Raw genomic sequence first — 24,908 nt, 5'->3', positions numbered from 1 at the left:
CACCCCCCCGCCCCCCCGCCGGCGGCCCCCGGCCCCGGCCCCCCCCCCCGCGGCCCCCCCCCGCGCCCCCCCCGCCCCCCCCCCCCCCCCCCCCCCCCCCGGGGGGGGGCGGGCCCCCCCCCCCCCACCCCCTCTTTTGCTCTACTGCTTGGTCACCGGAACGGAGTTGATCACGACGGTGTCGTTGGGCTTGCCGTCGCCCTGCCCGTTGGAGTTGTCACTGCCGTCCTGGGCGATGTGGTTGAGGATGTCCAGCCCCGAGGTGATGGTGCCGAACGGGGTGTAGGCCGGCGAGAGCTGGCTCGCCTTGTACACCAGGAAGAACTGCGAACCATTGGTGTTGGGGCCGGAGTTGGCCATCGCCAGGGTGCCCGCCGGGTAGGTGCCGCCCTGGATCGCCGGGTCGTTCAGGTACTCGTCGTCGAACTTGTAGCCCGGGCCGCCGGTGCCCGTGGCGGTCGGGTCGCCGCACTGCAGCACGTAGATGCCGGCCGTGGTGAGCCGGTGGCAGTGGCTGTGGTCGAAGAAGCCCTGCTGTGCCAGGAAGACGAAGCTGTTCACCGTCTTCGGCGCGTGCTGGGCGTCCAGCTTCAGGCCGATGTCCCCGCAGGACGTCTTCAGCGTCGCCGTGTAGGTCGCCTTCGTGTCGATGCTCATGGCGGGCGGCTGCGGCCACTGCTTGGTGCTCGGATCGCCCGCCGCGACGTTCCCGCAGGAGAACCCGCCCGAGGCGGTGGTCGTCGACTTCTTCGACGACGAGCCCAGCGTCGCCCACAGGATTCCGCCGAGAGCCAGCAGTGCGACCAGCACCACGGCCCCGATGCCCAGCACCTTCCGCTGCCGCGCCTTCGCCTGCTCCTGGGCGCGCAGCGCCTCCATCCGCGCTCGCCGCGCGGCGCCCGGGTCCTCGCTCACCTTGCTCCTCCACACACTCGTGCCCCGTTGCCTAACCGTCAGCACACAAGTGTGACCGGTTCGACGACGGGGCACGTGGGAGGCACGGCTGGTGCCGTTACTTCTTGACCTCCATCTGCTGACGCAGCTCGCGGGTCTTCTCGGCGAGCGCGCTCAGGTCGACGGTGGTGGCGGCGCCGCTGGCGTCGGGCATCTGCATCAGGATGTCCATCGTGCTGTTGTCCGCCCAGGCGCAGATCGGGATCTGGACCGTGGTGTTGCCGGCCGTCGTCATCACGGCGCAGCGCATCGCGCCGCCCAGCGGGCCGGTGGCCTCGTCGGTCTTCTGGCTGATCGTCGCGCCCGAGGCGGCGGAGTTGAACGCCGCGTCCAGCTGGACCGAGGGCAGTGCGAGGCTGCCGTAGAGGCCGTAGCTGACGTACTTGGGCATGCCGCTGTCCGGACCGTAGATCGCGGTGACGGGGGTCTGGCCGTCCTGCGCGATCTTCTGGTTGGCCGTGCTCAGCGAGTTGCCCAGGCTGTTGGTGGTGGTCAGCGGAGCCCCGTCGAAGCTGCTCGGCGGGTTCAGCTTGTACTTGCCCATCTTCGAGGTCTGGTCGACCACCAGCCAGGTGATCAGGCCGCCCACGACGAGGACGAAGGCGCCGAGGCAGATCAGCACGATCTTCAGGACGCTGCGCTTCTTCTGCGGCGGGACGGGGGCGTAGCCCCAGGCCGCGGGGTCCGCGGGCTGGCCGGGCTGGGCGTAGCCGGGCATCGGCGCGCCCTGCTGCGGCGGGATGCCGGGCTGGCCGGGCTGGCCGTAACCAACGTCGTAACCGGGCTGCTGCGGGTAGCCCTGCTGGGGCTGCCCCTGGTACGGATACTCGGGCGGGGGGTAGCCACCCGGCGGCGGATTCGTCGACATGGTCGATAATCAGACCAGCGTGGCCGGTCCGTGTCCATCGCGTTCCTTTGAACATCCGGTGGACGCCCTGATTCCTCCCTGTTCGTCCAGGGAGCGTGCGCGGGGTGAAAGCGTTCGTGACCATGGACGTGCGCACCCTAAACTTGCCGTCGTGACCGACATGAACCAGCACCCCGCCGACGCCGGGGTCGACAGCGCCCTCGAGACATTGCCGACGCAGTACGCGCCGGCTCAGGTAGAGGGGCCGCTGTACGAGCGCTGGGTAGAGCGCGGTTACTTCACGGCGGACGCGAAGAGCGAGAAGCCGCCGTACACGATCGTCATCCCGCCGCCCAACGTCACCGGCTCGCTGCACCTGGGCCACGCCTTCCAGCACACGCTGATGGACGCCCTCGTCCGCCGCAAGCGCATGCAGGGTTACGAGGCCCTGTGGCTGCCCGGCATGGACCACGCAGGTATCGCCACGCAGAACAAGGTCGAGCAGCAGCTCGCCGAGGAGGGTCTGTCCCGCCACGACATCGGCCGTGAGGCCTTCGTCGAGCGCACCTGGCAGTGGAAGCAGGAGTACGGCGGCCGGATCCTCGGCCAGATGAAGCGCCTCGGTGACGGCGTGGACTGGTCCCGTGAGCGCTTCACCATGGACGAGGGGCTGTCCGCGGCCGTCCTCACCATCTTCAAGCAGCTTTTCGAGGACGGGCTGATCTACCGTGCCGAGCGCATCATCAACTGGTGCCCGCGCTGCCTGACCGCGCTGTCCGACATCGAGGTCGAGCACGAGGACCGCGACGGCGAGCTGATCTCCATCCGCTACGGCGAGGGCGACGACAGCATCGTCGTGGCCACCACGCGTGCCGAGACGATGCTCGGCGACACCGCCGTGGCCGTCCACCCGGACGACGAGCGCTACGCCCACCTGATCGGCCGTCAGATCAAGCTGCCGCTCACCGACCGGACCATCCCGGTCGTCGCGGACCAGCACGTCGACCCGGAGTTCGGCACCGGTGCGGTCAAGGTGACCCCGGCCCACGACCCGAACGACTTCGAGATCGGGCGTCGCCACGACCTGCCCAACCTCACCATCATGGACGAGCGCGGCGTGATCACCGTGCACGGCCCGTTCCTCGGCCTGGACCGCTTCGAGGCGCGCTCGGCGGTCGTCGGCGCGCTGCGCGAGCAGGGCCGCATCGTCGCGGAGAAGCGCCCGTACGTCCACGCCGTCGGCCACTGCTCGCGCTGCCACACGGTCGTCGAGCCGCGGCTGTCGATGCAGTGGTGGGTCAAGGTCGCCCCGTTGGCCAAGGAGGCCGGCGACGCGGTCCGCGACGGCCGGGTCCAGATCCACCCGAAGGAGCTGGAGCGCCGCTACTTCGACTGGGTCGACAACATGCACGACTGGTGCATCTCGCGTCAGCTGTGGTGGGGCCACCGCATCCCGATCTGGTACGGCCCCGACGGCGAGGTCGTCTGCGTCGGCCCCGACGAGCAGCCGCCGACGGGCGAGGGCTGGCACCAGGACGAGGACGTCCTCGACACCTGGTTCTCCTCCGGCCTGTGGCCCTTCTCCACGCTGGGCTGGCCCGAGCAGACCCCGGATCTGGAGAAGTTCTACCCGACCGACGTGCTGCTGACCGGCCACGACATCATCTTCTTCTGGGTCGCCCGGATGATGATGTTCGGCCTGTACGCGATGGACGGTCAGGCGCCGTTCCACACCATCGCCCTGACCGGCCTGGTGCGCGACGAGTTCGGCAAGAAGATGTCCAAGTCCAACCCGAACGCGGTCGACCCGCTGGACTGGATGGACGCCTACGGCGCCGACGCCGTCCGCTACACCCTCGCCAAGGGCGCCAACCCCGGCGCGGACGTCCCGATCGGCGAGGACTGGGTCCAGGGCTCGCGCAACTTCTGCAACAAGATCTGGAACGCGACCCGCTTCGCCCTGATGAACGGCGCGACGGTCTCCGGGCCGCTCCCCGCTGCCGAGCAGCTGAGCGCGGCGGACCGCTGGATCCTGTCGCGGCTGAACGCGACCGTCGCGGAGGTCGACGGCCTCTACGACGACTACCAGTTCGCCAAGCTGGCCGACGCCCTCTTCCACTTCTCCTGGGACGAGGTCTTCGACTGGTACGTCGAGCTGACCAAGCCCGTGCTGATGGCGGGCGGTCCGGCCGCGGACGTCACCCGTCGCGTGCTCGGTGAGGTCCTCGACGTGACGCTGCGACTGCTGCACCCGATCACGCCGTTCGTCACCGAGGCGCTGTGGACGACGCTGACCGGTGGCGAGTCGGTCGTCGTCGCCGAGTGGCCGGCCGACAGCGGCTTCCGGGACGCTGCGGCCGAGAAGGAGATCGAGCTGCTCCAGCAGGTCGTCACCGAGGTCCGCCGCTTCCGTACCGAGCAGGGCCTCAAGCCCGGTCAGAAGGTCGCCGCGCAGCTGTCCCTGGAGGGCACCTCGCTGGTCGCCCACGAGGCAGCGCTTCGCTCGCTGGCCCGCCTCACCCCGGCGGACGAGGGTTTCCACGCGACGGCCACGCTGCCGATCGCGGGCGCGACGGTGGCGCTGGACCTCTCCGGCGCGATCGACGTCGAGGCCGAGCGCAAGCGGCTCGGCAAGGACCTCGCCGCAGCGGAGAAGGAGCTGGCGCAGGCCTCGGCGAAGCTCGGCAACGAGGCCTTCCTCGCCAAGGCGGCCCCGGCGGCGATCGACAAGATCCGCGGCCGCCTCGCCAAGGCCACGGAGGACATCGAGCGCCTCACGGCGCAGCTGGCGGGCCTTCCGAAGAGCTAGTCGCACCCCCTTGGGGGCGCGAGGAACTGCGCGAGCAACCACCCGGTGCGGATGGCCCTGCTCGTTCGGCGAGTCACCACACGGGGTGGCTTGTCGCGCAGTTCCTCGCGCCCCTGATGGTGCCCAGCGCAGGCAGTGCATAGGTGCCGCTCAGCGCCCCTACACTTGCGCCGTGAGCGACACTGAGCTGACCGCGGTAGCCGCGGAACTGGCCGCCAAGTGGCCGGAGACCAAGATTGATCCCTCCCTGGAGCGGATCAAGGCGTTGATGGACATCCTGGGCCAGCCCCAGCGGTCCTACCCGTCCATTCACATCACCGGCACCAACGGGAAGACCAGTACAGCTCGCATGATCGAGCAGCTGCTGCGCACCTTCGAGCTGCGCACCGGCCGCTACACCAGCCCGCACGTCGAGTCGATCACCGAGCGCATCAGCCTCGACGGCGAGCCGATCAGCCCCGAGCTGTTCGTGCAGACCTACGAGGACATCAAGCCCTACGTGGCGATGGTCGACGCCCAGCAGCCGATCCCGATGTCCTTCTTCGAGGTCGTCACGTCGATGGCGTACGCCTGCTTCGCCGACGCGCCGGTCGACGTCGCCGTCGTCGAGGTCGGCATAGGGGGCACCTGGGACGCGACCAACGTCATCGACGGGGTCGTCTCCGTGATCACCCCGATCTCGCTGGACCACATGGACCGCCTCGGCGACACGCACGCCGCGATCGCGGGCGAGAAGTCCGGGATCATCAAGAAGGGCGGCCTTGCGGTCGTCTCGCAGCAGCCGCTGGACGCCGCCGAGGTGATCCTGCGCCGCGCGGTCGAGATCGACGCGACGGTGGCCCGCGAGGGCATGGAGTTCGGCGTGCTGCGGCGCGATCTCGCGGTCGGCGGCCAGCTGGTGACCCTGCGGGGCATCGCCGGGCACGAGTACGGGGAGATCTTCCTCCCGCTGCACGGTGCCCACCAGGCGCAGAACGCGTCGCTCGCGCTGGCCGCGGTGGAGGCCTTCTTCGGGGTGGGCTCCGCCCACTCGGAGCCGCTGGACATCGACAAGGTCCGCGCGGCCTTCGCCGGTGTCAGCTCCCCGGGCCGCCTGGAGGTCGTCCGGCGCAGCCCGACCATCGTCCTGGACGCGGCCCACAACCCGGGCGGCGCCCGGGTGACCGCGGACGCGATCGGGGAGTCCTTCGGCTTCACGCGCCTGGTCGGCGTCTTCTCGCCGAGCGGCGACAAGGACGTCGAGGGCGTCCTGGAGGCGCTGGAGCCGGTCCTGGCGGAGATCGTGGTCACCCAGAACAGCACGCAGCGCGCGCTGGACGTGGACCGCCTCGCGGAACTCGCGGTCGAGATCTTCGGCGCGGACCGCGTCCACGTCGAGCCCCGCCTCGACGACGCGATCGACGCCGCGGTGACCCTCGCCGAGGAGGAGGGCGACCTCGGCGGCGCGGGCGTCCTGATCACCGGTTCCATCATCACCATCGGCGAGGCCCGCATCCTCCTGGGCAAGAGCTGAGGCTCCGCGTCTCGGCACAGTTGCACGATCAGGGGCGCGAGGAACCGGGTGGTTCTCGCGCAGTTCCCCGCGCCCCTGGGGTACTGGAACCTGGCGTCTGCCCCCGGAAACCGGCCGTCTAGACTCTTCTCCGTGCGTACCCTCTGCTCCTCCACCCTGATCAGCGAAGCCATGGTCATCGGCTTCGCCGCGCTCGTCGCGATGCGGCTGTCGCATGTCTCCGCCGCGACGCTGTGGTCGGTGTCGGGTGCGGCCATGCTGCTCTGCGTGCTGCTCTGCGGCGTCCTCAGCCGCCGCGGCGCGGTCACCATCGGATGGGCGCTGCAGATCGCGCTCATCGCGAGTGGCACGATCGTCGGGATGATGTACCCGCTCGGCGTGATCTTCGCCGGTCTGTGGTGGGCGTCCGTCCACTACGGACGGAAGATCGACGTGATCAAGGCCGCCCGCGCCGCCGCGCCGGAAGCTGCCGCACAGGCGTAGCACAGCCTCCGTGCGGGTGAATCCAAAAGGACTCCCGCCGCGAAGGACGAGGCGACACTCCGGTAGTCTCGTGTCGATCATCACATCACGAAACTCCGGGAGTCGTCCCATGTCCTCGTCGTCCGAGCGCACCCTGGTCCTGCTGAAGCCCGACGCCGTGTCCCGGGGCCTGATCGGCGAGATCGTCTCCCGGATCGAGCGCAAGGCGAACTGGCGCATCGCCGCCATGGAGCTGCGCACCCTGGACGCCGCGACGCTCGAGCAGCACTACGCCGAGCACGTGGGCAAGCCGTTCTACGAGCCGCTGATGGGCTTCATGTCCTCCGGCCCGTCCGTGGCGATGATCATCGAGGGCGAGAGCGTCATCGAGGGCATTCGTCTCCTCGCCGGCAAGACCAACCCGCTCGAGGCCGGTCCGGGCACCATTCGCGGTGATTTCGCGACCATCACCCGCGAGAACCTGATCCACGCCTCCGACTCGGTCGAGTCCGCCGAGCGCGAGATCAAGATTTTCTTTCCCGCGCACGCCTGAAACGCTCCAGCCACACCACATTCACGGAAATTCCACGGTCCTCGCCCGGGCCGTGGAGAACCGAACATCCGACACACGGCGTCCCAATGGCGGGATATCCGATCGTCTGCACGGACAATGACGATAAAGATCCCGTCGCTACCATGGTGACCGCCCGACGGCAGCGTCGTTCAGGGTCAGTACATGGTCAGTAGCTGACGGCCGGTGAGTCGGCGTCTCCGCCTGCCGTCCGCCGTCGTCGCCCCCTCAACCGCGAGCCCGGGAAGGCCCCCACCCCATGGCGAACAACATGTCGTTCATCGGCCGTGACATGGCTGTCGACCTCGGCACCGCCAACACGCTGGTGTACGTCAGGGGCCGAGGGATCGTGCTCAACGAGCCGTCGGTCGTCGCCGTCAACACCAACACCGGCGGGATCCTCGCCGTGGGCTCCGAGGCCAAGAAGATGATCGGGCGCACGCCCGGCAACATCGTGGCCATCCGCCCGCTCAAGGACGGCGTCATCGCCGACTTCGAGATCACCGAGCGCATGCTGCGCTACTTCATCCTGAAGATCCACCGCCGTCGCTACCTGGCCCGCCCGCGCGTCGTGGTCTGCGTGCCCAGCGGCATCACCGGGGTCGAGCGCCGTGCCGTGATCGAGGCGTCCGCGCAGGCCGGCGCGCGCCAGGTGCACATCATCGAGGAGCCGATGGCGGCCGCGATCGGCGCGGGGCTGCCGGTGCACGAGGCGACCGGCAACATGGTCGTCGACATCGGTGGTGGCACCACCGAGGTGGCCGTCATCTCCCTCGGCGGCATCGTCACCGCGCAGTCCATCCGGGTGGCCGGCGACGAGCTCGACAACGCGATCATCCAGCACATCAAGAAGGAGTACTCGCTCCTCCTCGGTGAGCGCAGCGCCGAGTCGATCAAGATGACCATCGGCTCCGCCTACCCGGTCGACGGGGACAACGAGCAGCACAGCGAGATCCGCGGCCGCGACCTGGTCAGCGGGCTCCCCAAGACCGTCGTGATCTCCGCGGCCGAGGTGCGCGAGGCGATCGAGGAACCGGTCAACACCATCATCGACGCCGTCAAGACGACCCTGGACCAGTGCCCGCCGGAACTCGCCGGTGACATCATGGACCGCGGCATCGTTCTCACGGGTGGCGGTGCGTTGCTGCGCGGTCTGGACGAGCGGCTGCGCCGCGAGACCGGGATGCCGGTGCACATCGCCGAGAACCCGCTGGACTCCGTCGCGCTCGGCTCCGGCAAGTGCGTCGAGGAGTTCGAGGCGCTCCAGCAGGTCCTGGACGCCCAGCCGCGTCGCTGACCCTCCGTCACCTGCGTCACCCGTCCGATGTCTGCGTTCCACACATCCTGAAGGGCTCCGCCGAGAATCGTGAGGGACACACGAGAGAGCCGGCTCCTGCTGATCCTGTTGGTGGCGGTCGCCTTCGCGCTCATCACCGTGGACATCCGCGGTGGTGACGACTCGCCGATGAACGGTCCGCGCACTGCCGCGGCGTCGGTCTTCGGGCCGGTCGAGAGCGGGATCTCCCGCCTGGTCAGCCCGGTCGCCGACGGCCTGCACTCGCTGCGGGACTCCGGCAACCAGGCCGACCGGATCCGCGCGCTGGAGCAGCAGAACGAGCTGCTGCGCCAGCAGCTCTCCTCCTCCGACCTGGTGAAGTCCCGCGACGGCCAGCTGTCCAAGCTGCTGGGCCTCGCCGGGGCGGGCCAGTACACCATCAAGGTCGCGCAGGTCGTGGCCATAGGGTCCAGCCAGAACTTCTCCTGGACCATCACCGTCGACATCGGCAGCAACGACGGCGTCCAGCGCGACATGACCGTCGTCAACGGCGACGGCCTGGTCGGCCGGGTCACCACCGTCGCGCCGACCACCTCCACCGTGCTGCTCGCCGTCGACCCGCGGTTCACCGTCGGCGCGCGGCTCGAGGGCAGCGGCGAGGTCGGCTTCGGCACCGGCGAGGGCGACGCCCCGATGCGGGTGCAGCTGCTCAACGGCCACGCCGACGCCAAGGTCGGGGACCGGCTGGTCACCTTCGGCTCCGAGAACGACAAGCCGTTCGTGCCGGGTGTCCCGTTCGGCACGATCACCTCGATCGTGAACACGCCCGGCGAGCTGACCAAGACCGTGCTGGTGCAGCCGTTCGTCAGCTTCACCAAGCTCGACCTGGTCGGCATCGTGGTGCAGCCGCCGGCGACGGACCCGCGCTTCGCGGTGCTCCCGCCCAAGCCGGCGCCCGCGCCGTCCAACACGCCGGCCGCGTCGACCCAGCCGACCGCCGCGGCGACCAGCGCCAAGAAGAAGAGGTGACGGCATGATCCAGCGGTTCCTGCTCTCCGCGGCGCTCATCGTCGGAGCCATGGTCGTCCAGGTCTCAATCCTGGCCCGGCTGGGCCTGCCCGGCGCCGTGCCGGACCTGCTGCTGCTCGTCGTGATCGGCCTCGCGCTGGTCTACGGGCACGTCACCGGCTGCCTGATCGGTTTCTTCGGCGGCCTCTTCATCGACCTGGCGCCGCCGTCCGACCACGCGGTGGGCCGCTATGCGCTGGTGCTCTGCGTCGTCGGCTACGTCGCCGGGCTGATGAAGCCCGAGACAGGCCACCTGCGCTCGGTCATGACGCCGCTGATGGTCGTCGCCGCGGCGGCGGTCGGCTCGACGCTGCTCTACGCGGGCGTCGGCGCGCTGGTCGGCGACACCGCCGCCCGCCACGTGGGCCTGACCGGGCTGCTGATCTCGTCCGTCATCTACGACGTGCTGCTCGCGCCGTTCGTCGTGCCCGTGGTGATGGCGCTGGCCCGACGCACCGTCACCGACCCGGCCGCCGGTGCCGGGCAGGGCCCCGCGCCCAAGCCCCGCCGCATCGGCCTGAACCGTCGCGGCACCTTCTTCAACGACCGAGGTACCCGCAGCGGCGGCGCGTCCGGTCTCGGCACCGTCCCGGGCTTCGGCCCCGGCTCCGGCTCCGGATCGGGCAAGTCCGGCCGCGGCGGTGTGCTCAGCCGCATCGGCGGCAAGACGCACCAGAACTGACAGCCTGAAGGCAGGAGGGGAACGACGTGGGCAACATCCCGGAGACGGGCCGCACCCGGAGAATCAACGGCCGGTTGCTGGTGCTCCAGGTGCTGGTCCTCTCGCTGCTCGGCACGCTCGGCGGCCGGCTGTGGTACCTGCAGATCCGCACCGGCGCCTCCTACGTGCAGCAGGCCTCGTCCAACCACATCCGCACGGTCGTCGTCCCGGCGGTGCGCGGCGAGATCCTCGACGCCAACGGCGTGCCGCTGGCCACCAACACCACCAAGCTGGTCGTCTCCGTCTCCCGTACCTCGTTGATAGGGCAGAAGGACGGCGGCGTCGCCGTGCTGACCCGGCTCGGCCAGGTGCTCGGCATGACCTACGAGCAGATGCACGACAAGGTCCGGCTCTGCGACGCCAAGACCCCGGCCCCGTGCTGGAACGGCTCGCCCTACCAGCCGATCCCGGTCACCCAGACGGCCACCACCCAGCAGGCCATGCAGATCATGGAGCGCCAGGAGGACTTCCCCGGCGTCACCGCCACCCCGGCCGCCGTGCGCGACTACCCGGCGCCGGACAAGGCCAACGCGGCGCAGATACTGGGTTATCTCTCCCCGGTCACCCAGGACGAGATCAACGCCGCCACGGACGCCAACGGCAAGTCCTCGCTCGCCCCCTCCGACACCGTCGGCCGGGCCGGTCTCGAGTACCAGTACGACAAGGCGCTGCGCGGCACCAACGGCACCAGCAACCTCGAGGTGGACAACCTCGGCCGGGTCATCGGCACCGCCGGCGGCGACGCCGCGGTCCCCGGCGACTCGGTCGTCACCAGCATCGACGCCCGCGTCCAGGCCATAGCGGAACAGCAGCTCCAGCAGGCGCTGGTCACCCTGCGCGGGACCTACGACACCGTCACCCACGAGAACTTCAAGGCCGACTCCGGCGCGGTCGTGGTCATGGACGTGCACACCGGCAAGATCATCGCCATGGCCAGCGCGCCCACCTACGACCCGAACATCTGGTCCGGCGGCATCTCGGCCAAGGACTACGCGGCGCTGAACAGCACCGCCTCCGACTACCCGATGCTGAACCGCGCGATCCAGGGTCAGAGCGCCCCGGGTTCGACGTTCAAGGTCGTCAGCACCACCGGCGCCCTGAACGCGGGCTACACCTTCGACTCGACCTTCCCCTGCACCTCGTCGATGACCATCGGCGGCCGCGTCTTCAAGAACTTCGAGGGCGAGAACTTCGGCGCGATCAACCTGTCGAAGGCGCTCGAGGTCTCCTGCGACACGGTCTTCTACAACATCGCCTACCAGCAGTGGCTGTCCGACGGCGGCACCAAGCCGAAGAACCCGAAGGACTGGCTGTACAAGACGGCGCACCAGTTCGGCCTCGGCGCCGTCACCGGCATCGACCTGCCGGGCGAGGTCAAGGGCCGCGTCCCGGACCGTCAGTGGCACATCGACTACTACGACGCCATGAAGGACATCTGGTGCAAGCAGGCCAAGACGGAGTCCGACCCGTACCTGAAGGCGATCGCGACCGAGGACTGCGCCGACTTCGCCACGCTGCGCGCCGGTGACGAGGTCAACTACGCGATCGGCCAGGGTGACACGCTGGTGACCCCGATCCAGATGGCCCGCGTCTACGCGGCGCTGGCCAACGGCGGCACGCTGTTCCAGCCGCAGCTGGCCAAGGCGATCGTCAGCCCCGGCGGCAAGGACGTCCAGACGGTCAAGCCGGTCGTCCAGGGTCACCTGCCGGACACCCCGGCGATGATCAACTACATCGACCAGGCCACCGCCAACGTCATCACCAGCGGTACCGCCGCCTGGAAGTTCCAGGGCTGGCCGCAGGACAAGATCCAGCTGCACGCCAAGACCGGTACCGCGGAGGTCGTCGGCAAGCAGACCACCTCCTGGTTCGACACGTACACCAAGGACTACGCGATCGTGATGACGATCTCCCAGGGTGGTACGGGTTCCGGTGGTTCGGGTCCGGCCGTGCGCAACATCTACAACGCGCTCTACGGCATCCAGGCCAACAACACCATCGACCCGAGCAAGGCGATCCACCCGCCGGCGGTCGGCGACCTGCCGGGCTTCCACCCGGACGGCACCATCACCAGCCCGGTCGACTACACCGTCGTGGTGCCGCCCCAGGCCACCGCGCCGGACCACCAGGCGCCGCTGCTGGCCGCGCTGGACGTCGCCGCCCTCGCCCCGGAGCGGAGGACCGACGGATGGCTGGCATGAACCCCTCCTGGAGTGCCCCCCGGTACCGGCCTCGCCGGGACGGGATGGCGCGGCTGCTGGAGCGCGACAACCCCGTGCGGCGGATGGACTGGATACTGGTCCTCGCGGCGCTCGCGCTCTCCGGCATCGGCTCGCTGCTGGTCTGGTCCGCCACCCGCTCCCGGGTCGACATCAACCACGGCGACCCGCAGTACTTCCTGATCCGCCACCTGGTCAACCTCGCCATCGGCGTGGGCCTGTGCGGGGGGCTGGTCGTCCTCGGCCATCACCGGCTGCGGACGGCCGTGCCGTTCATCTACGGCCTGTCGATCCTCGGCGTGCTCGCGGTCCTGAGCCCGTTGGGCTCGACCGTCAACGGCGCACACTCGTGGATCGTGCTGGGCGGCGGCTTCTCCATGCAGCCCTCGGAGTTCTGCAAGATCTCCATCATCCTGATCTGCGCGACGATACTGTCCGCGCGCGTGGACGCGGGCGAGATGCAGCGGCCGAACGCCCGCTCGATCCTCCAGGCGCTGGGCCTGGCGGCGGTGCCCATGGGCATCGTGCTGATGATGCCGGACCTGGGCTCGACCATGGTCATGGTCGTCATCATTCTCGGCGTGCTGCTCGCCTCCGGCGCGTCCGGCCGCTGGCTCGCCGGGCTGGCGACGGTCGGCGCCCTCGGCGCGACCGCGATCGTCCAGCTGCATATCCTGAAGCAGTACCAGATCGCCCGCTTCGCGGCCTTCGCCGACCCGAGTCTGGACCCGTCGGGCGTCGGCTACAACACCGCGCAGGCCCGTATCGCCATCGGCTCCGGCGGCCTGCTCGGCCAGGGCCTCTTCCACGGTACGCAGACGACCGGGCAGTTCGTCCCCGAGCAGCAGACCGACTTCGTCTTCACCGTGGCGGGGGAGGAGCTCGGCTTCGTCGGCGGCATGGTCATCATCGGCCTGCTGGGCGTGATCCTCTGGCGCGCATGCAAGATCGCCCGCGAGGCGACGGACCTGTACAGCACGGTGCTGGCGGCGGGCGTGGTGACCTGGTTCGCCTTCCAGGGCTTCGAGAACATCGGCATGACGCTCGGCATCATGCCGGTGGCCGGCATCCCGCTGCCGTTCGTCAGCTACGGCGGGTCGTCGATGTTCGCGATCTGGATCGGGATCGGGTTGCTGCAGTCGGTGAAGATACAGCGCAGCATGGCGGGGTGACCCGCGCGGCAGGTCATCCGCTGTCCGGGTGGCTTGTCGCGCAGTTCCCCGCGCCCCTCGGTGGTGCGGGGCGAGCGGCAGCGCAGAATCGGCCCCATGGCCCGTGTATCGCTCTCGATGATCGTGAAGGACGAGGCGGAGTCGATCGCCGACGTCCTCTCGGACGCCTCCGCCTTCTGTGACGAGCTCGTCGTCGCCGACACCGGCAGTACCGACGGCACCCAGGAGCTCGCCCGTGCCGCCGGAGCGCGCGTGATCGACGTCCCGTGGACGGACGACTTCGCCGCCGCGCGCAACGCCAGCCTGGACGCCTGTACGGGCGAGTGGATCGTCTGGCTCGACGCGGACGACCGGGTCCCGCCCGCCGCGCAGGAGGCCTTCTCCCGGATCCTGTCGGGCCTGGGCGGCGACGGCGACGGCGACGTCGACGCGCTGATCTCCCCCTACCACTGCGCCTTCGACGAGCAGACCGGCGCGCCCACCTTCACCACCCTGCGAGAGCGCGTCATGCGGCGGGCCGCCGGCCTGCGCTGGGCCGGGGCGATCCACGAGGTCGTGGACATCACCGCCGTGCGGACTCGTGACGAGCCGGAGCTCGTCGTCGAGCACCGCCGCACCGAGGCGCAGGCGGCCCAGGACGAGGGCCGCAACCTGCGGATCCTGGAGAAGCTCTACGCGTCCGGCGACCGCTCGCCGCGCACGCTCTACTACCGGGCCAACGAGCTGCGCGACAACGGCCGCCACGAGGAGGCGGCCGCCGCCTACGCCGAGGTGCTGGAGCTGTCGCAGCCCGCGTGGGAGCGCTACTTCGCACTGATGTCCAGGGCGGAGTGCCTGCAGGCGACGGGCCGTCACGCGGAGGCGGAGGAGTCGGCGGTGCGGGCCGTCCTGCTCGATCCCACCCGGCCGGAGGCCTGGATGGTGGCCGGGATGATCCCCTACGAGCGGGGGGAGTGGGCGCGCGCGGTCCCGTTCTTCAACGCGGCGAGTGTCGCGCAGGCGCGCCCGGCTGGGGGGTTCGTCCGGGGTCGCGACTACGAGTGGGCGCCCTGGGACTTCCTCGCCGTGTGCCTCGGGAACTCCGGCCGGCACGAGGAGGCGCTGAACGCGGGTGTCCGCTCGTTGCGTGGCAATCCGCAGGCCGAACGGGTACGAGCGAACATCGGATGGTTCGTCAGTCAACTTCCCGCCCCGGCGTCGGCCACCTGACGCCTCTTCGGCTGGCAACTGTAGGCCGAGCGAGTACCCGACAGTCATATTGTGATATTCACTGCTCGCCGCGTGGGATCTGACGCCTCGACAGCAAGGTCGATCCCTCGGCGAAGGCAGGCAGAAGTGAATTCGGACCACCAGGGCTCCAGATCCATCCCGCGCACGTTCGCTCGCGTGGTCGTGGGCGTCGGCGGCGCCGCCGCGCTCACGGGGGCGCTGCTCACGCCGCAGGTGACGGCGCTCGCCGCGGATCTCGCGGCGACGCACACCTCCGTGGTGCTGAAGGCGCCCGCGGCGGTTGTTCCCGCCGTCGTGCCCGCGGTCGTGCACCGGGCGGCGGTGACGCCGAACTGGAACAAGCCGAAGCCGCCGCCGTGCCACCACGAGAAGCACTGCAAGTGCCCGCCCGGCCCCAAGGGCCCGAAGGGCCCGCCGGGAGCCAAGGGCGCCACCGGCCCGAAGGGCGCGACCGGTGCCACCGGCGTGGGCGTCACGGGCGCGACAGGCGCCACCGGCGCCACGGGCGCGACGGGCCCGAGCACCGGCGTGACCGGGGCGACGGGTGCGACGGGCGCCACGGGTGTGACCGGGGCCACCGGTATCGGTGTCACCGGCGCGACGGGTGCGACCGGCGTGGGTGTCACCGGGGCGACGGGTGCGACCGGCGTGACAGGTGCCACGGGTGCGACGGGTGCCACCGGCGTCGGTGTCACCGGGGCGACCGGTGCCACGGGTGTCACCGGCGTGACAGGTGTGACGGGTGCCACCGGCGTGACGGGTGCGACGGGTGCCACCGGCGTCGGTGTCACCGGGGCGACCGGTGCCACGGGCGTGACAGGTGTGACGGGTGCCACCGGCGTGACGGGTGCGACGGGCGTGGGTGTCACGGGTGCCACCGGTGCCACGGGTGTGGGTGCGACGGGTGCGACGGGTGCCACCGGTGCCACGGGTGCGACGGGCCCCACCGGCCCGACCGGCGCCACGGGCACGGGCGCCACCGGTGCCACGGGTGCGACCGGTGCCACGGGTCCCTGCGTCACCATCGACTCCGTCGTGCACGGCGACTTCCTCTACACCGCCGTGGTCAAGGGCACCCCCGGCCATGTCGATGTGGGTTCCGCGAAGGTCAACCCCATGCCCCCCGGCGCGACCACCTGGACCAGCCCTGCGTTGCCGACCGGCGTCTCCGCCTGTGGGGTGGCCGTGGCGGACCAGGGGCACACGATTCTCGTGGACGCGATCACCGCGACCGGCGTGGTCTACGCGACCACCTGCACCTTTGCCACCGACATGTCGCCCGTCTCCTGCACGAACTTCCCGTCGACACCGATTTCGGTGCAGCCGACCAAGACCCGGTCCCTCTCCCTCTCCGAGCCGGAGAAGCGGGTCGCTCGCGAGCTGCAACCCTGATCCGGAGGCGAGCCCGCCCCGCGAGAGCTGCGGGGCGGGCTCGCGACGCGGAGGTCAGAACCGGTACGACTCCACCTCGGCCAGCAGCTTGCGGCGCCGCTCCTCGTCGTCCTCCAGGAACGAGGCCTCGAAGGAGTTGCGTGCCAGCAGCCGCAGCTGGTCCTCGCTCAGCCCCAGTACCTCGCCCACGGCGACGAAGTTCTCGTCCACGTACCCGCCGAAGTACGCGGGGTCGTCCGAGTTGATCGTCACCAGCAGCCCGGCCGCGAGCATCGCGGGCAGCGGGTGTTCGGCCAGGGTGTCCACACACCGCAGCCGGACGTTCGAGAAGGGGCAGACCGTGAGCGGGATCCGGTCCCGCACCAGGCGGTCCACCAGCTTCGGGTCCTCGATCGCGCGGATGCCGTGGTCGATCCGCTCGACCCCCAGCACGTCCAGCGCCTCCCAGACGTAGTCGGGGCCGCCCTCCTCGCCCGCGTGGGCGACCAGCCGCAGCCCGGCCTCCCGCGCCAGCCGGTAGACGTCCGCGAACTTCGACGCCGGGTTGCCGACCTCCGCCGAGTCCAGCCCGACGCCCGCGATCGCCGTGCCGAAGTACGGACGGCAGGCCTCGAACGTGGCCAGCGCGGACTCCTGCGGGAGGTCCCGCAGGAAGCACATGATCAGCTTGGTGCTGATGCCGTGGCGCTCCTGCGACGCGTCCAGCGCGCGACGCAGGCCGCGCACCACCACGTCCAGCTCCACGCCCCGCGAGGTGTGCGCCTGCGGGTCGAAGAAGATCTCCGCGTGCCGGACGCCCTCGCGCTCGGCCCGCGCCAGGTAGGCCTCGGCGAGGGCCGTGAAGTCGTCCTCGGTCCGCAGCACGTCCATCAGCTGGTAGTACAGGTCCAGGAAGGACTGAAGGTCGGAGAAGGCGTAGGCGGCCCGTAGCTGCTCCGGGTCGGCGTAGGGGAGGTCCACCCCGTTGCGGTGCGCCAGCTTGAACGCGAGCTCGGGCTCCAGCGTGCCCTCGATGTGCAGGTGCAGCTCCGCTTTGGGGAGTGGGGGCACAGCCGCTGTGGGGATGGGCGACACAGTGATCTTCCTCGGTTCGCGTGCGTGCGGTCGACAGGACTGGTGCGGGACATTCGGGTCAAACCACTTACCTTAATCGCTGCGGTAACCTTGAGGGTCACCCCGGTGTCCACACGAAAGTCCTTGCCTTTCATGTCTGTCGAGTCGGTCTTTCCGCGCCTGGAGGCCCTCCTCCCGCACGTCCAGAAGCCGATCCAGTACGTCGGCGGCGAGCTCAACTCGACCGTCAAGGACTGGGACGCCTGCGATGTCCGCTGGGCCCTCATGTACCCCGACGCGTACGAGGTCGGCCTGCCCAACCAGGGCGTCATGATCCTCTACGAGGTGCTCAACGAGCGCGAGGGGGTCCTGGCCGAGCGCACCTACAGCGTCTGGCCGGACCTCGAGGCGCTGATGCGCGAGCACGGCGTCCCGCAGTTCACCGTCGACGCCCACCGCCCGGTCAAGGCCTTCGACGTGTTCGGCCTGAGCTTCTCCACCGAGCTCGGCTACACGAACATGCTCACCGCCCTGGACCTCGCCGGCATCCCGATGCTCGCCGCCGACCGCACGCTGGACGACCCGATCGTCCTCGCGGGCGGCCATGCCGCGTTCAACCCGGAGCCGATCGCGGACTTCATCGACGCGGCCGTCGTCGGTGACGGCGAGCAGGCCGTCCTCGACATGACCGAGATCATCCGCGCCTGGAAGGCGGAGGGCCGTCCCGGCGGCCGCGACGAGGTGCTGCTGCGCCTCGCCCGCACCGGCGGCGTCTACATCCCGCGCTTCTACGACGTCGAGTACCTGCCGGACGGCCGCATCGCCCGCGTGGTGCCGAACCGTCCGGGCGTGCCGTGGCGGGTGTCCAAGCACACCGTCATGGACCTCGACGAGTGGCCCTACCCGAAGCAGCCGCTGGTGCCGCTCGCGGAGACGGTCCACGAGCGCATGTCGGTGGAGATCTTCCGCGGCTGCACCCGCGGTTGCCGCTTCTGCCAGGCGGGCATGATCACCCGCCCGGTGCGCGAGCGCTCCATCACCGGCATCGGCGAGATGGTCGAGGCGGGTCTGAAGGCCACCGGCTTCGAGGAGGTCGGCCTGCTGTCGCTCTCCTCCGCCGACCACACCGAGATCGGCGACATCGCCAAGGGCCTGGCCGACCGCTACGAGGACGACAAGGTCGGCCTCTCGCTGCCGTCCACCCGTGTCGACGCCTTCAACATCGACCTCGCCAACGAGCTCTCCCGCAACGGTCGCCGCTCCGGCCTGACCTTCGCGCCCGAGGGCGGCAGCGAGCGCCTGCGCAAGGTGATCAACAAGATGGTGTCCGAGGAGGACCTCATCCGCACGGTCGCCGCCGCCTACGGCAACGGCTGGCGCCAGGTGAAGCTCTACTTCATGGCCGGGCTCCCGACGGAGACCGACGAGGACGTGATGCAGATCGCCGAGATGGCGAAGAGCGTCATCGCCAAGGGCCGCGAGGTCACCGGCACCAACGACATCCGCTGCACCGTCTCCATCGGCGGCTTCGTGCCCAAGCCGCACACGCCGTTCCAGTGGGCGCCGCAGCTGGGAGTCGAGGAGACCGACGAGCGCCTGATCAAGCTGCGCGACGCGATCCGCGGCGACCGCAAGTACGGCCGCAACATCGGCTACCGCTACCACGACGGCAAGCCTGGCCTGATCGAGGGCCTGCTCTCCCGCGGCGACCGCCGCGTGGGCGCGGTCATCCGCGCCGTCTACGAGGACGGCGGCCGCTTCGACGGCTGGCGCGAGCACTTCTCCTACGACCGCTGGATCCGCAGCGCCGAGAAGGGCCTGGCCGGCACCGGCGTCGACGTCGCCTGGTACACCACCCGCGAGCGGCAGTACGAGGAGGTCCTGCCCTGGGACCACCTGGACTCGGGCCTGGACAAGGACTGGCTCTGGGAGGACTGGCAGGACGCCCTGGAGGAGGTCGAGGTCGACGACTGCCGTTGGACCCCGTGCTTCGACTGTGGCGTGTGCCCGCAGATGCAGACGAGTATCCAGATCGGGCCCACCGGGCAGAAGATGCTGCCCCTGACGGTCGTCAACAAGTAGCACTCGGCTTAAAGGCCGGTCCTGTCGTGGCGACAGGGCCGGCCTTTCGCGTTCCCGTGTCACAGGAGCGTGCGCTGTCTCGTCCCGTGTACGGAAGCGAACGGGACGACACAGGGAGCACCCCATGAACGCGCGACTGGACTTCCTCACCGAGCCGGCCACCGGCAAGGCCCTCAAGTACCTGATGGCGGCGGGCAAGGAGCTGCGGGGCACCGCGCTGCCGGCCGTGACGCAGGAGCTGGTCTCGCTGCGGGTGAGCCAGATCAACGGGTGCGCCGGGTGCATCGACATGCACGTCAAGGAGGCCGCAGCGGCGGGGGAGAGCCACCTGCGGCTGCACCTGGTCGCGGCGTGGCGGGAGGCCACGGTGTTCACCGAGGACGAGCGGGCCGCGCTGGAGTTCGCCGAGGAGGGCACGCGGGTGGCGGACGCGGGGCAGGGCGTCAGCGACGAGGTGTGGGCGAACGCCGCGAAGCACTACGACGAGGGTCAGCTCGCCGCACTCGTGCTGCTGGTCTCGTTCATGAACCTGGCCAACCGGATGAACATCCTCACCCGCCGGCCCGGGGGAAACTACCAGGCGGGACAGGCACACTGAGATCACGTCAGCAGGGGGTCGCGGACATGGGCAAGGTCGAGGACTTCGAGGAGCTGCGACCGCTGCTGTTCTCCATCGCCTACCGGATCCTGGGCAGTGTGGCGGAGGCCGAGGACGCGGTCCAGGAGAGCTGGCTGCGCTTCGAGGCGTCCCCGACCGAGCCCGCCTCGGCCAAGGCGTTCCTGTCCGCCGTGGTGACCCGGATCTCGATCGACGTGCTGCGTTCGGCGCGGGTCCGGCGGGAGGAGTACGTCGGGCCGTGGTTCCCCGAGCCGCTGCTGGAGGATCCGTACCAGGATCCGGAGCGGGCGGCGGAGCTGGCCGACTCGGTGTCGATGGCCGCGTTGCTCCTGCTGGAGCGGCTCAGCCCGCTGGAGCGGGCGGTGTTCGTGCTGCGGGAGGTGTTCGGGTTCGGGTTCGACGAGATCGCGGCGGCGGTGGGTCGGTCCGAGGCTGCCTGCCGTCAGCTGGTGGTGCGGTCGCGGCGGCACATGCAGGCGGGCCGTCCGCGCTTCGAGGCGGAGCGCAAGGAGCGCGACGAACTCGCGGCGCGGTTCTTCGAGGCGCTCGCCGAGGGGGACGTCGGCGGTCTCCAGGACCTGCTGGCCGCGGACGTGTCGATGGTCGGCGACGGCGGTGGCAAGGCGCCGCAGCTGGCGCGGGCGATCATGGGCAGCGAGAAGGTGGCCCGTCTGCTCGGTACGGTCTTCCCGGTGCTGGCCCGGCTGGACGTCACCGTGCAGCCGCACGAGATCAACGGGCAGCCGGGCGCGATCTTCCGGGACCGGTCCGGGCTGGTGCTGCAGGCCATGGCACTGGAGGTGCGGGAGGGGCAGATCCAGGCGATCCGCCTGGTGCTCAACCCCGAGAAGCTCGGGCACGTCGGCCCGGTCGCCGACCCCTGGGCGCTCTCGCGAGAGTTCAGGGACGCGCGCCGCCTGACGGAGTGACCCCGCGTCCGCCCGGACGGACGGACGCGGGGCCGGCCCGGTCAGGGCAGGGAGCTGAGCGTCATGCCGGAGGGTTCGATCCCGGCAGCGCCCGTGCAGGACCAGTCGCCGGACGCCTGGGCGCTGATCAGGCTGAGGCACTGGCCGAAGGCCTGCTCGCCGTAGGCGTTGGGATGGAAGGACTCCTGCATGGTGCCCTGGGTGGCGCCGGTGGTGAGGAACCTGGCCCACTCGCTGGTCGCGGCGGACGGCGCCTGGGTGGACGTCGCCAGCTGGGCGCTGCTGGAGCAGACCTCGTGGCCCTGGAGGGCGTTCTGCAGGTCGAGGAACTGGACGCCCTTGGCGTCGGCGACGCTGCGCAGACCGGAGGAGATCTCGGGGATCAGGGTGTCCCTGGCCCAGTCGAGGTCGCCGTCCCAGAACGGGCAGCCGCCGGTGCTGGTGCGGCTCCAGCCGCTCTCGGGGTAGCGGGTCTCGCTGCTGCGGGGGATGGGGGAGGGGTAGGACTGGAGGATGATCCGGTAGCTGCCGGGGGCGTAGCCGTCCGAGGCCATCGCGGCGTTGACCGAGTCGATCGCCTTGCCGACGCCTGCCATCGCGCCCGGGAGGGCGGCGGCGATCTTCTGCTGCTGGGAGCCGTGGCAGTAGCTGTACCAGACCTCGTAGTCCTCCACGCAGCTGGTGATCACGCTGGTGAAGCCGAGGTCGTTGCCGCCGATCGAGAGCACGATCGTCTTGACGTCGTTCGACGCGGCGATCTGGGCGAGCTGGTCGGCCTGCGGGGCCTCGCCCTTGAACGAGGTGCCGCCGTCGGCGGCGCGCAGCACGTTCGCCGTGGTGGCGCCGGAGCAGGCGAGGTTGAATCGGGTGGCGTTCAGGCCGCTCGCGCTGTTGATCTCGGCCGTGTCCGAGCGGTCGCACCCGCTGGAGTAGGTCGAGCCGTAGACGACGGTGGGGTCGTAGCCGCCGTTGACGTAGGCGCGGTCGGTGCCGTCGCGGCTGCCGGAGGTGTCGTCGCTGTTGCCCTGCCAGCGACCTGCCTCTCCGGAGATGTAGCTGTCGCCCATGGAGACGACGGCGGCGGGGCCGGAACCGGCGCTGGCGTGTGCGGCGCCGGTTCCGTTGAAAAGCGTGAAGCCGATGGTCAGCGATGCGACGGCGAGTCGCACCACTCTGGTGGTGGAGCCATTCATGGGTGAACTCCAGGTGAGGGGTGGGGTTCACCGGCCGGTGCGCAGAATCTGACACACGGCTGATTGCTACCGCAAGGTAACCACGCTGTTTATTTCTTGACGGATCCTCCGGAAAGGGGTGGCTGGTATTTACGCCCCTTTCCGGAGCGAAAATGCGATTCAGCAGGCGCAGAGGCAGAACGGATGGCCGACCGGGTCGGCGAAGACCCGCCATCCCTTGGTGCCGTTCCAGTCCTCCAGCAGGGTCGCGCCCAGCTCCAGCACCTGCGCCTGCGCGGCGTCGAGGTCCGTGACACCGATGTCGAGATGGCCCTGCTGCGGAGCGTCCTGCGTGGGCCACGCGGGGGCGCGGAAGCCCTCCACCCGCTGGAAGGCGAGGGTCGGGCCGTGGTCGCCGACCAGTTCCACCCATTCGTCGTCCTCCTCGACGATCTTGCCGCCGACGAGTCCGGCGTAGAAGCCGGCGAGCGCGCGGGGGTCCGGGCAGTCGAGGGCGTAGGCGCGGAGAGTGCCGATCACGTCGAGCCTCCTGGTACCTGGTGTTACCTGTTGATGCGGTCTATGGGTAACCGCTGGCGTTACTGGATGCTGCCGCAGAATCGGTAACATCGCAACCATGGGAGATGCCCCGGAGCCGCTGCGGCTCGTCCAGGACCTGGTGAACACGCTGGACGTGGAGACCGGGGCGGACGAGTTGGCGGCCTTCGTGGCGCCGGGGGTCGCGCTCGACCGAGCCCTTGTCTTCCGCGAGCTGCTGCGCGAGGTATGCATGGACCATGCGGGATTGGATATCCCTGATGAGTCCATCCGCATATGTAGCGACCTGCTGGCGACTGCCCCGCTTGTCCTCGCGCCTCGGGCCGACGGCAGCGCGGACCTCGTCCCCGCGCCCGGTCTGCCGCCCACCGAGCAGCTCTTTGCCCAGGTCGCGGCGGCCATCGCCGCCTCCGGCAAGGACTGGCTGCGGATGAAGGCCTGCGCGGCGGAGGACTGCCGCTGGCTCTACTACGACCGCTCACCGGCGGGGCGGGGCCGCTGGTGCAGCATGGCCGTATGCGGAAGTCGCGCGAAGATGCGCGCCTACCGGGCACGCGGAAATGTTTCTGCAGTCCCCTCGTCCGAATATGCTGAATAGCATGGCGAAGACCCTGATCGACCTGGACGAAGAGGCCTTGGCTTTCGCGGCCGAGGTTCTCGGCACCAGGACCAAGAAGGACACGGTCAATGCCGCGCTCCGGGAGACGGGGGCACGGGCGAGGCGTGAGCGGGGCCTGGAGCAGATGATCCGGCTTTTCCAGGCCGGTGCCTTCGACGCCTCCATGCGGCCCGAAGGAGGCGACCGGCCTTGTCCGGAGCGGACGGTTACCTGATCGACGTCTCGGCCATCGGCCGGATGATGCGCCCGGACGTGATCGACGCCTGGCGCGAACCCCTCACCTCCGGTCGGATCGGCATCTGCGAGCTCACCGCGCTCGACCTGCTGCGCTCGGCCCGGTCCGGCGAGGAGTACGCGCGGGTGCGGGCCGGCCTCGAGGCCGCCTACACCTGGTGGCCGATCCCCGATTCGGTCTGGTCCGACGCCCGGACGGCGCAGGGCCGACTTCAGCAGGCGGGCACCCATCGGTCGGCCGGCCTGGCCCCGCTGCTGCTCACGGCCACCGCCCGGCACCACGGGCTGACCCTCCTGCACTACGACCGCGAGGTCGACGCCGTCGGCCGGGCGGCCGGTCAGCCCGTGCAGTGGCTCGCCGAACCCGGCTCGATCGACTGACGCGCCCGCGTACCCTTGTAGGCGCACCACCGCCCCTACTCCCGAAGGACTGAGCGCACTGGCACGCCGCACGCCCGATGGTCCGCCGCCCGCCCCCGTGGTCCAGCGGATCCGTCTCCGCTACACCAAGCGCGGGCGCCTCCGCTTCACCAGTCACCGCGACTTCCAGCGGGCCCTGGAGCGCGCGCTGCGGCGTTCCGCCGTCCCGATGGCGTACTCCGCCGGCTTCACCCCCCACCCCCGGATCAGCTTCATGAACGCCGCGCCCACCGGTGCCGCGAGTGAGGCGGAGTACGTCGAGCTCGCCCTCGCCGAGCACCGCGACCCGGAGCTGCTGCGCAAGCAGCTGGACGAGTCGCTGCCGACGGGCCTGGACGTGATCGACGCGGTCGAGGTGCACCACAAGGACTTCATGGAGCGGCTCCAGGCCTCGGTCTGGCAGCTCAAGCTGGACGGTGTCGAGCCCGACGCCGCCCGCACCGCCGTCACCGCGTTCCTCGCCGCCGACGAGGTCATCGTGGAGCGGCAGACCAAGAACGGCCTGCGCAGCTTCGACGCGCGCGGCGCGGTGATCTCGCTGCAGGTTGTGGATGCCCAGGTGGACGCGGGTGCGCCCGCCCTACCGGAAAGTACGACCGATATCCCCGCAGGCCGCGCCTGTGCGATACTGCGGCTGGTTGTTCGGCACGCAACACCCGCCGTCCGACCCGACGACGTCCTGACCGGGCTTCGTGCGACGGCCGACCTCGCGCTGCCGGTCCCCGCTGGGGTGACCAGGCTGGCGCAGGGGCCGCTCGACGAGGAGTCCGGTGCGGTGACCGACCCGTTCGCGTCCGACCGCGATGCGGCCGCGGCCCTTGGAGCCTTTGGTTCCGAGGAGGCCCGGCCGGAGCTCGCGTAGCGGCGACGGGTCGTCGACGCGGCGTCGTCGGCGCCCGACCGGCGCCCTGGGAGCCATCCGGGGCCGGGTCGAGGGGTGCGTCCAGAAGACTTCGGCACGCCCGCGAACCCCGCGGGGGCGCCACTA

General features: G+C 70.3%; 23 protein-coding genes. 18 read left to right on the top strand and 5 right to left on the bottom strand.

The genetic code is table 11. From position 1 onward, the window contains the following. Positions 1–141 precede the first annotated feature (141 nt). Complete coding sequence (locus tag ABH931_RS04415) at positions 142–915, bottom strand: peptidylprolyl isomerase (RefSeq protein WP_370110037.1); 774 nt, start codon at positions 913–915, stop codon at positions 142–144. A 97-nt stretch (positions 916–1,012) separates the two neighbouring features. After that, entirely contained in the window at positions 1,013–1,822 is an 810-nt protein-coding gene (locus ABH931_RS04410; RefSeq protein WP_370110035.1) for a hypothetical protein, read from the bottom strand. A 160-nt stretch (positions 1,823–1,982) separates the two neighbouring features. Between ABH931_RS04410 and ABH931_RS04405 the strand changes: the two genes are divergently transcribed. The 11 genes from ABH931_RS04405 (at position 1,983) to ABH931_RS04355 (ending at position 16,234) form a co-directional block, all read left to right on the top strand. Beyond that, complete coding sequence (locus ABH931_RS04405) at positions 1,983–4,610, top strand: valine--tRNA ligase (protein ID WP_370110065.1); 2,628 nt, start codon at positions 1,983–1,985, stop codon at positions 4,608–4,610. Positions 4,611–4,749: 139 nt separating this feature from the next. Further along, positions 4,750–6,123, top strand: coding sequence for a folylpolyglutamate synthase/dihydrofolate synthase family protein (locus tag ABH931_RS04400; protein WP_370110063.1), 1,374 nt, complete (start codon positions 4,750–4,752; stop codon positions 6,121–6,123). Positions 6,124–6,255: 132 nt separating this feature from the next. Next, entirely contained in the window at positions 6,256–6,606 is a 351-nt protein-coding gene (locus ABH931_RS04395; RefSeq protein ID WP_370110033.1) for a DUF4233 domain-containing protein, read from the top strand. Between the two features lie 109 nt (positions 6,607–6,715). Further along, the gene (ndk, locus tag ABH931_RS04390; RefSeq protein WP_370110031.1) at positions 6,716–7,138 is read left to right on the top strand and encodes a nucleoside-diphosphate kinase; all 423 of its coding nucleotides are present in this window, start codon (positions 6,716–6,718) and stop codon (positions 7,136–7,138) included. Positions 7,139–7,427: 289 nt separating this feature from the next. After that, complete coding sequence (locus ABH931_RS04385; RefSeq protein WP_370110062.1) at positions 7,428–8,453, top strand: rod shape-determining protein; 1,026 nt, start codon at positions 7,428–7,430, stop codon at positions 8,451–8,453. Between the two features lie 69 nt (positions 8,454–8,522). Next, positions 8,523–9,461, top strand: coding sequence for a rod shape-determining protein MreC (gene mreC, locus ABH931_RS04380; RefSeq protein ID WP_370110029.1), 939 nt, complete (start codon positions 8,523–8,525; stop codon positions 9,459–9,461). Between the two features lie 4 nt (positions 9,462–9,465). Continuing rightward, positions 9,466–10,182, top strand: a complete 717-nt coding sequence (gene mreD, locus ABH931_RS04375) for a rod shape-determining protein MreD (protein WP_370110027.1) — start codon at positions 9,466–9,468, stop codon at positions 10,180–10,182. A 26-nt stretch (positions 10,183–10,208) separates the two neighbouring features. Then, positions 10,209–12,422: a penicillin-binding protein 2 gene (mrdA, locus tag ABH931_RS04370; protein ID WP_370110025.1), complete on the top strand. Its 2,214-nt coding sequence runs from the start codon at positions 10,209–10,211 to the stop codon at positions 12,420–12,422. Then, positions 12,410–13,612, top strand: a complete 1,203-nt coding sequence (rodA, locus tag ABH931_RS04365) for a rod shape-determining protein RodA (protein WP_370110023.1) — start codon at positions 12,410–12,412, stop codon at positions 13,610–13,612. Before mrdA ends, rodA begins: the two co-directional genes overlap by 13 nt. Positions 13,613–13,708: 96 nt before the next feature. Then, on the top strand, positions 13,709–14,821 hold the full coding sequence (locus tag ABH931_RS04360) for a glycosyltransferase (RefSeq protein ID WP_370110021.1): 1,113 nt from the start codon (positions 13,709–13,711) through the stop codon (positions 14,819–14,821). Between the two features lie 177 nt (positions 14,822–14,998). Further along, a complete protein-coding gene (locus tag ABH931_RS04355) occupies positions 14,999–16,234 on the top strand; it encodes a hypothetical protein (RefSeq protein WP_370110019.1) in 1,236 nt (411 codons plus the stop codon). 54 nt (positions 16,235–16,288) lie between these two features. Here the strand turns inward: ABH931_RS04355 and ABH931_RS04350 are convergent, their stop codons facing one another. Beyond that, entirely contained in the window at positions 16,289–17,308 is a 1,020-nt protein-coding gene (locus tag ABH931_RS04350) for an adenosine deaminase (protein ID WP_370110017.1), read from the bottom strand. A gap of 132 nt (positions 17,309–17,440) precedes the next feature. Here ABH931_RS04350 and ABH931_RS04345 point away from each other — a divergent pair, with 132 nt between their 5' ends. From ABH931_RS04345 to ABH931_RS04335, 3 genes are all read left to right on the top strand, one after another. Then, on the top strand, positions 17,441–19,369 hold the full coding sequence (locus tag ABH931_RS04345) for a TIGR03960 family B12-binding radical SAM protein (RefSeq protein ID WP_370110015.1): 1,929 nt from the start codon (positions 17,441–17,443) through the stop codon (positions 19,367–19,369). 124 nt (positions 19,370–19,493) lie between these two features. Next, positions 19,494–19,967 (top strand): carboxymuconolactone decarboxylase family protein, encoded by a 474-nt coding sequence (locus tag ABH931_RS04340; protein ID WP_370110013.1) that lies wholly within the window; start codon positions 19,494–19,496, stop codon positions 19,965–19,967. Between the two features lie 26 nt (positions 19,968–19,993). Next, entirely contained in the window at positions 19,994–20,917 is a 924-nt protein-coding gene (locus tag ABH931_RS04335) for an RNA polymerase sigma-70 factor (protein WP_370110011.1), read from the top strand. A gap of 41 nt (positions 20,918–20,958) precedes the next feature. On the opposite strand, the gene ABH931_RS04330 is transcribed toward ABH931_RS04335, so the two are convergent. Together ABH931_RS04330 and ABH931_RS04325 are read right to left on the bottom strand one after the other, a co-directional pair. Continuing rightward, positions 20,959–22,110: a GDSL-type esterase/lipase family protein gene (locus tag ABH931_RS04330; protein ID WP_370110009.1), complete on the bottom strand. Its 1,152-nt coding sequence runs from the start codon at positions 22,108–22,110 to the stop codon at positions 20,959–20,961. 159 nt (positions 22,111–22,269) lie between these two features. After that, on the bottom strand, positions 22,270–22,629 hold the full coding sequence (locus ABH931_RS04325; protein ID WP_370110007.1) for a VOC family protein: 360 nt from the start codon (positions 22,627–22,629) through the stop codon (positions 22,270–22,272). 97 nt (positions 22,630–22,726) lie between these two features. Between ABH931_RS04325 and ABH931_RS04320 the strand changes: the two genes are divergently transcribed. The 4 genes from ABH931_RS04320 to ABH931_RS04305 all read left to right on the top strand — a co-directional run bounded on the left by ABH931_RS04320 (position 22,727) and on the right by ABH931_RS04305 (position 24,782). Further along, the gene (locus ABH931_RS04320) at positions 22,727–23,245 is read left to right on the top strand and encodes a CGNR zinc finger domain-containing protein (RefSeq protein ID WP_370110006.1); all 519 of its coding nucleotides are present in this window, start codon (positions 22,727–22,729) and stop codon (positions 23,243–23,245) included. A gap of 1 nt (position 23,246) precedes the next feature. Further along, entirely contained in the window at positions 23,247–23,480 is a 234-nt protein-coding gene (locus ABH931_RS04315) for a type II toxin-antitoxin system VapB family antitoxin (RefSeq protein WP_370110004.1), read from the top strand. Beyond that, the gene (locus ABH931_RS04310) at positions 23,456–23,881 is read left to right on the top strand and encodes a PIN domain-containing protein (RefSeq protein ID WP_370110002.1); all 426 of its coding nucleotides are present in this window, start codon (positions 23,456–23,458) and stop codon (positions 23,879–23,881) included. Before ABH931_RS04315 ends, ABH931_RS04310 begins: the two co-directional genes overlap by 25 nt. Positions 23,882–23,978: 97 nt before the next feature. Continuing rightward, entirely contained in the window at positions 23,979–24,782 is an 804-nt protein-coding gene (locus ABH931_RS04305) for a TIGR03936 family radical SAM-associated protein (RefSeq protein ID WP_370110001.1), read from the top strand. Positions 24,783–24,908 lie beyond the last annotated feature (126 nt).

The sequence above is a fragment of the Streptacidiphilus sp. MAP12-33 genome, from assembly GCF_041261265.1.
Taxonomy (GTDB): Bacteria; Actinomycetota; Actinomycetes; order Streptomycetales; family Streptomycetaceae; genus Streptacidiphilus.
Note: the sequence above shows the minus strand (reverse complement) of the source record. Positions and strands in the feature narration are given on the sequence as shown.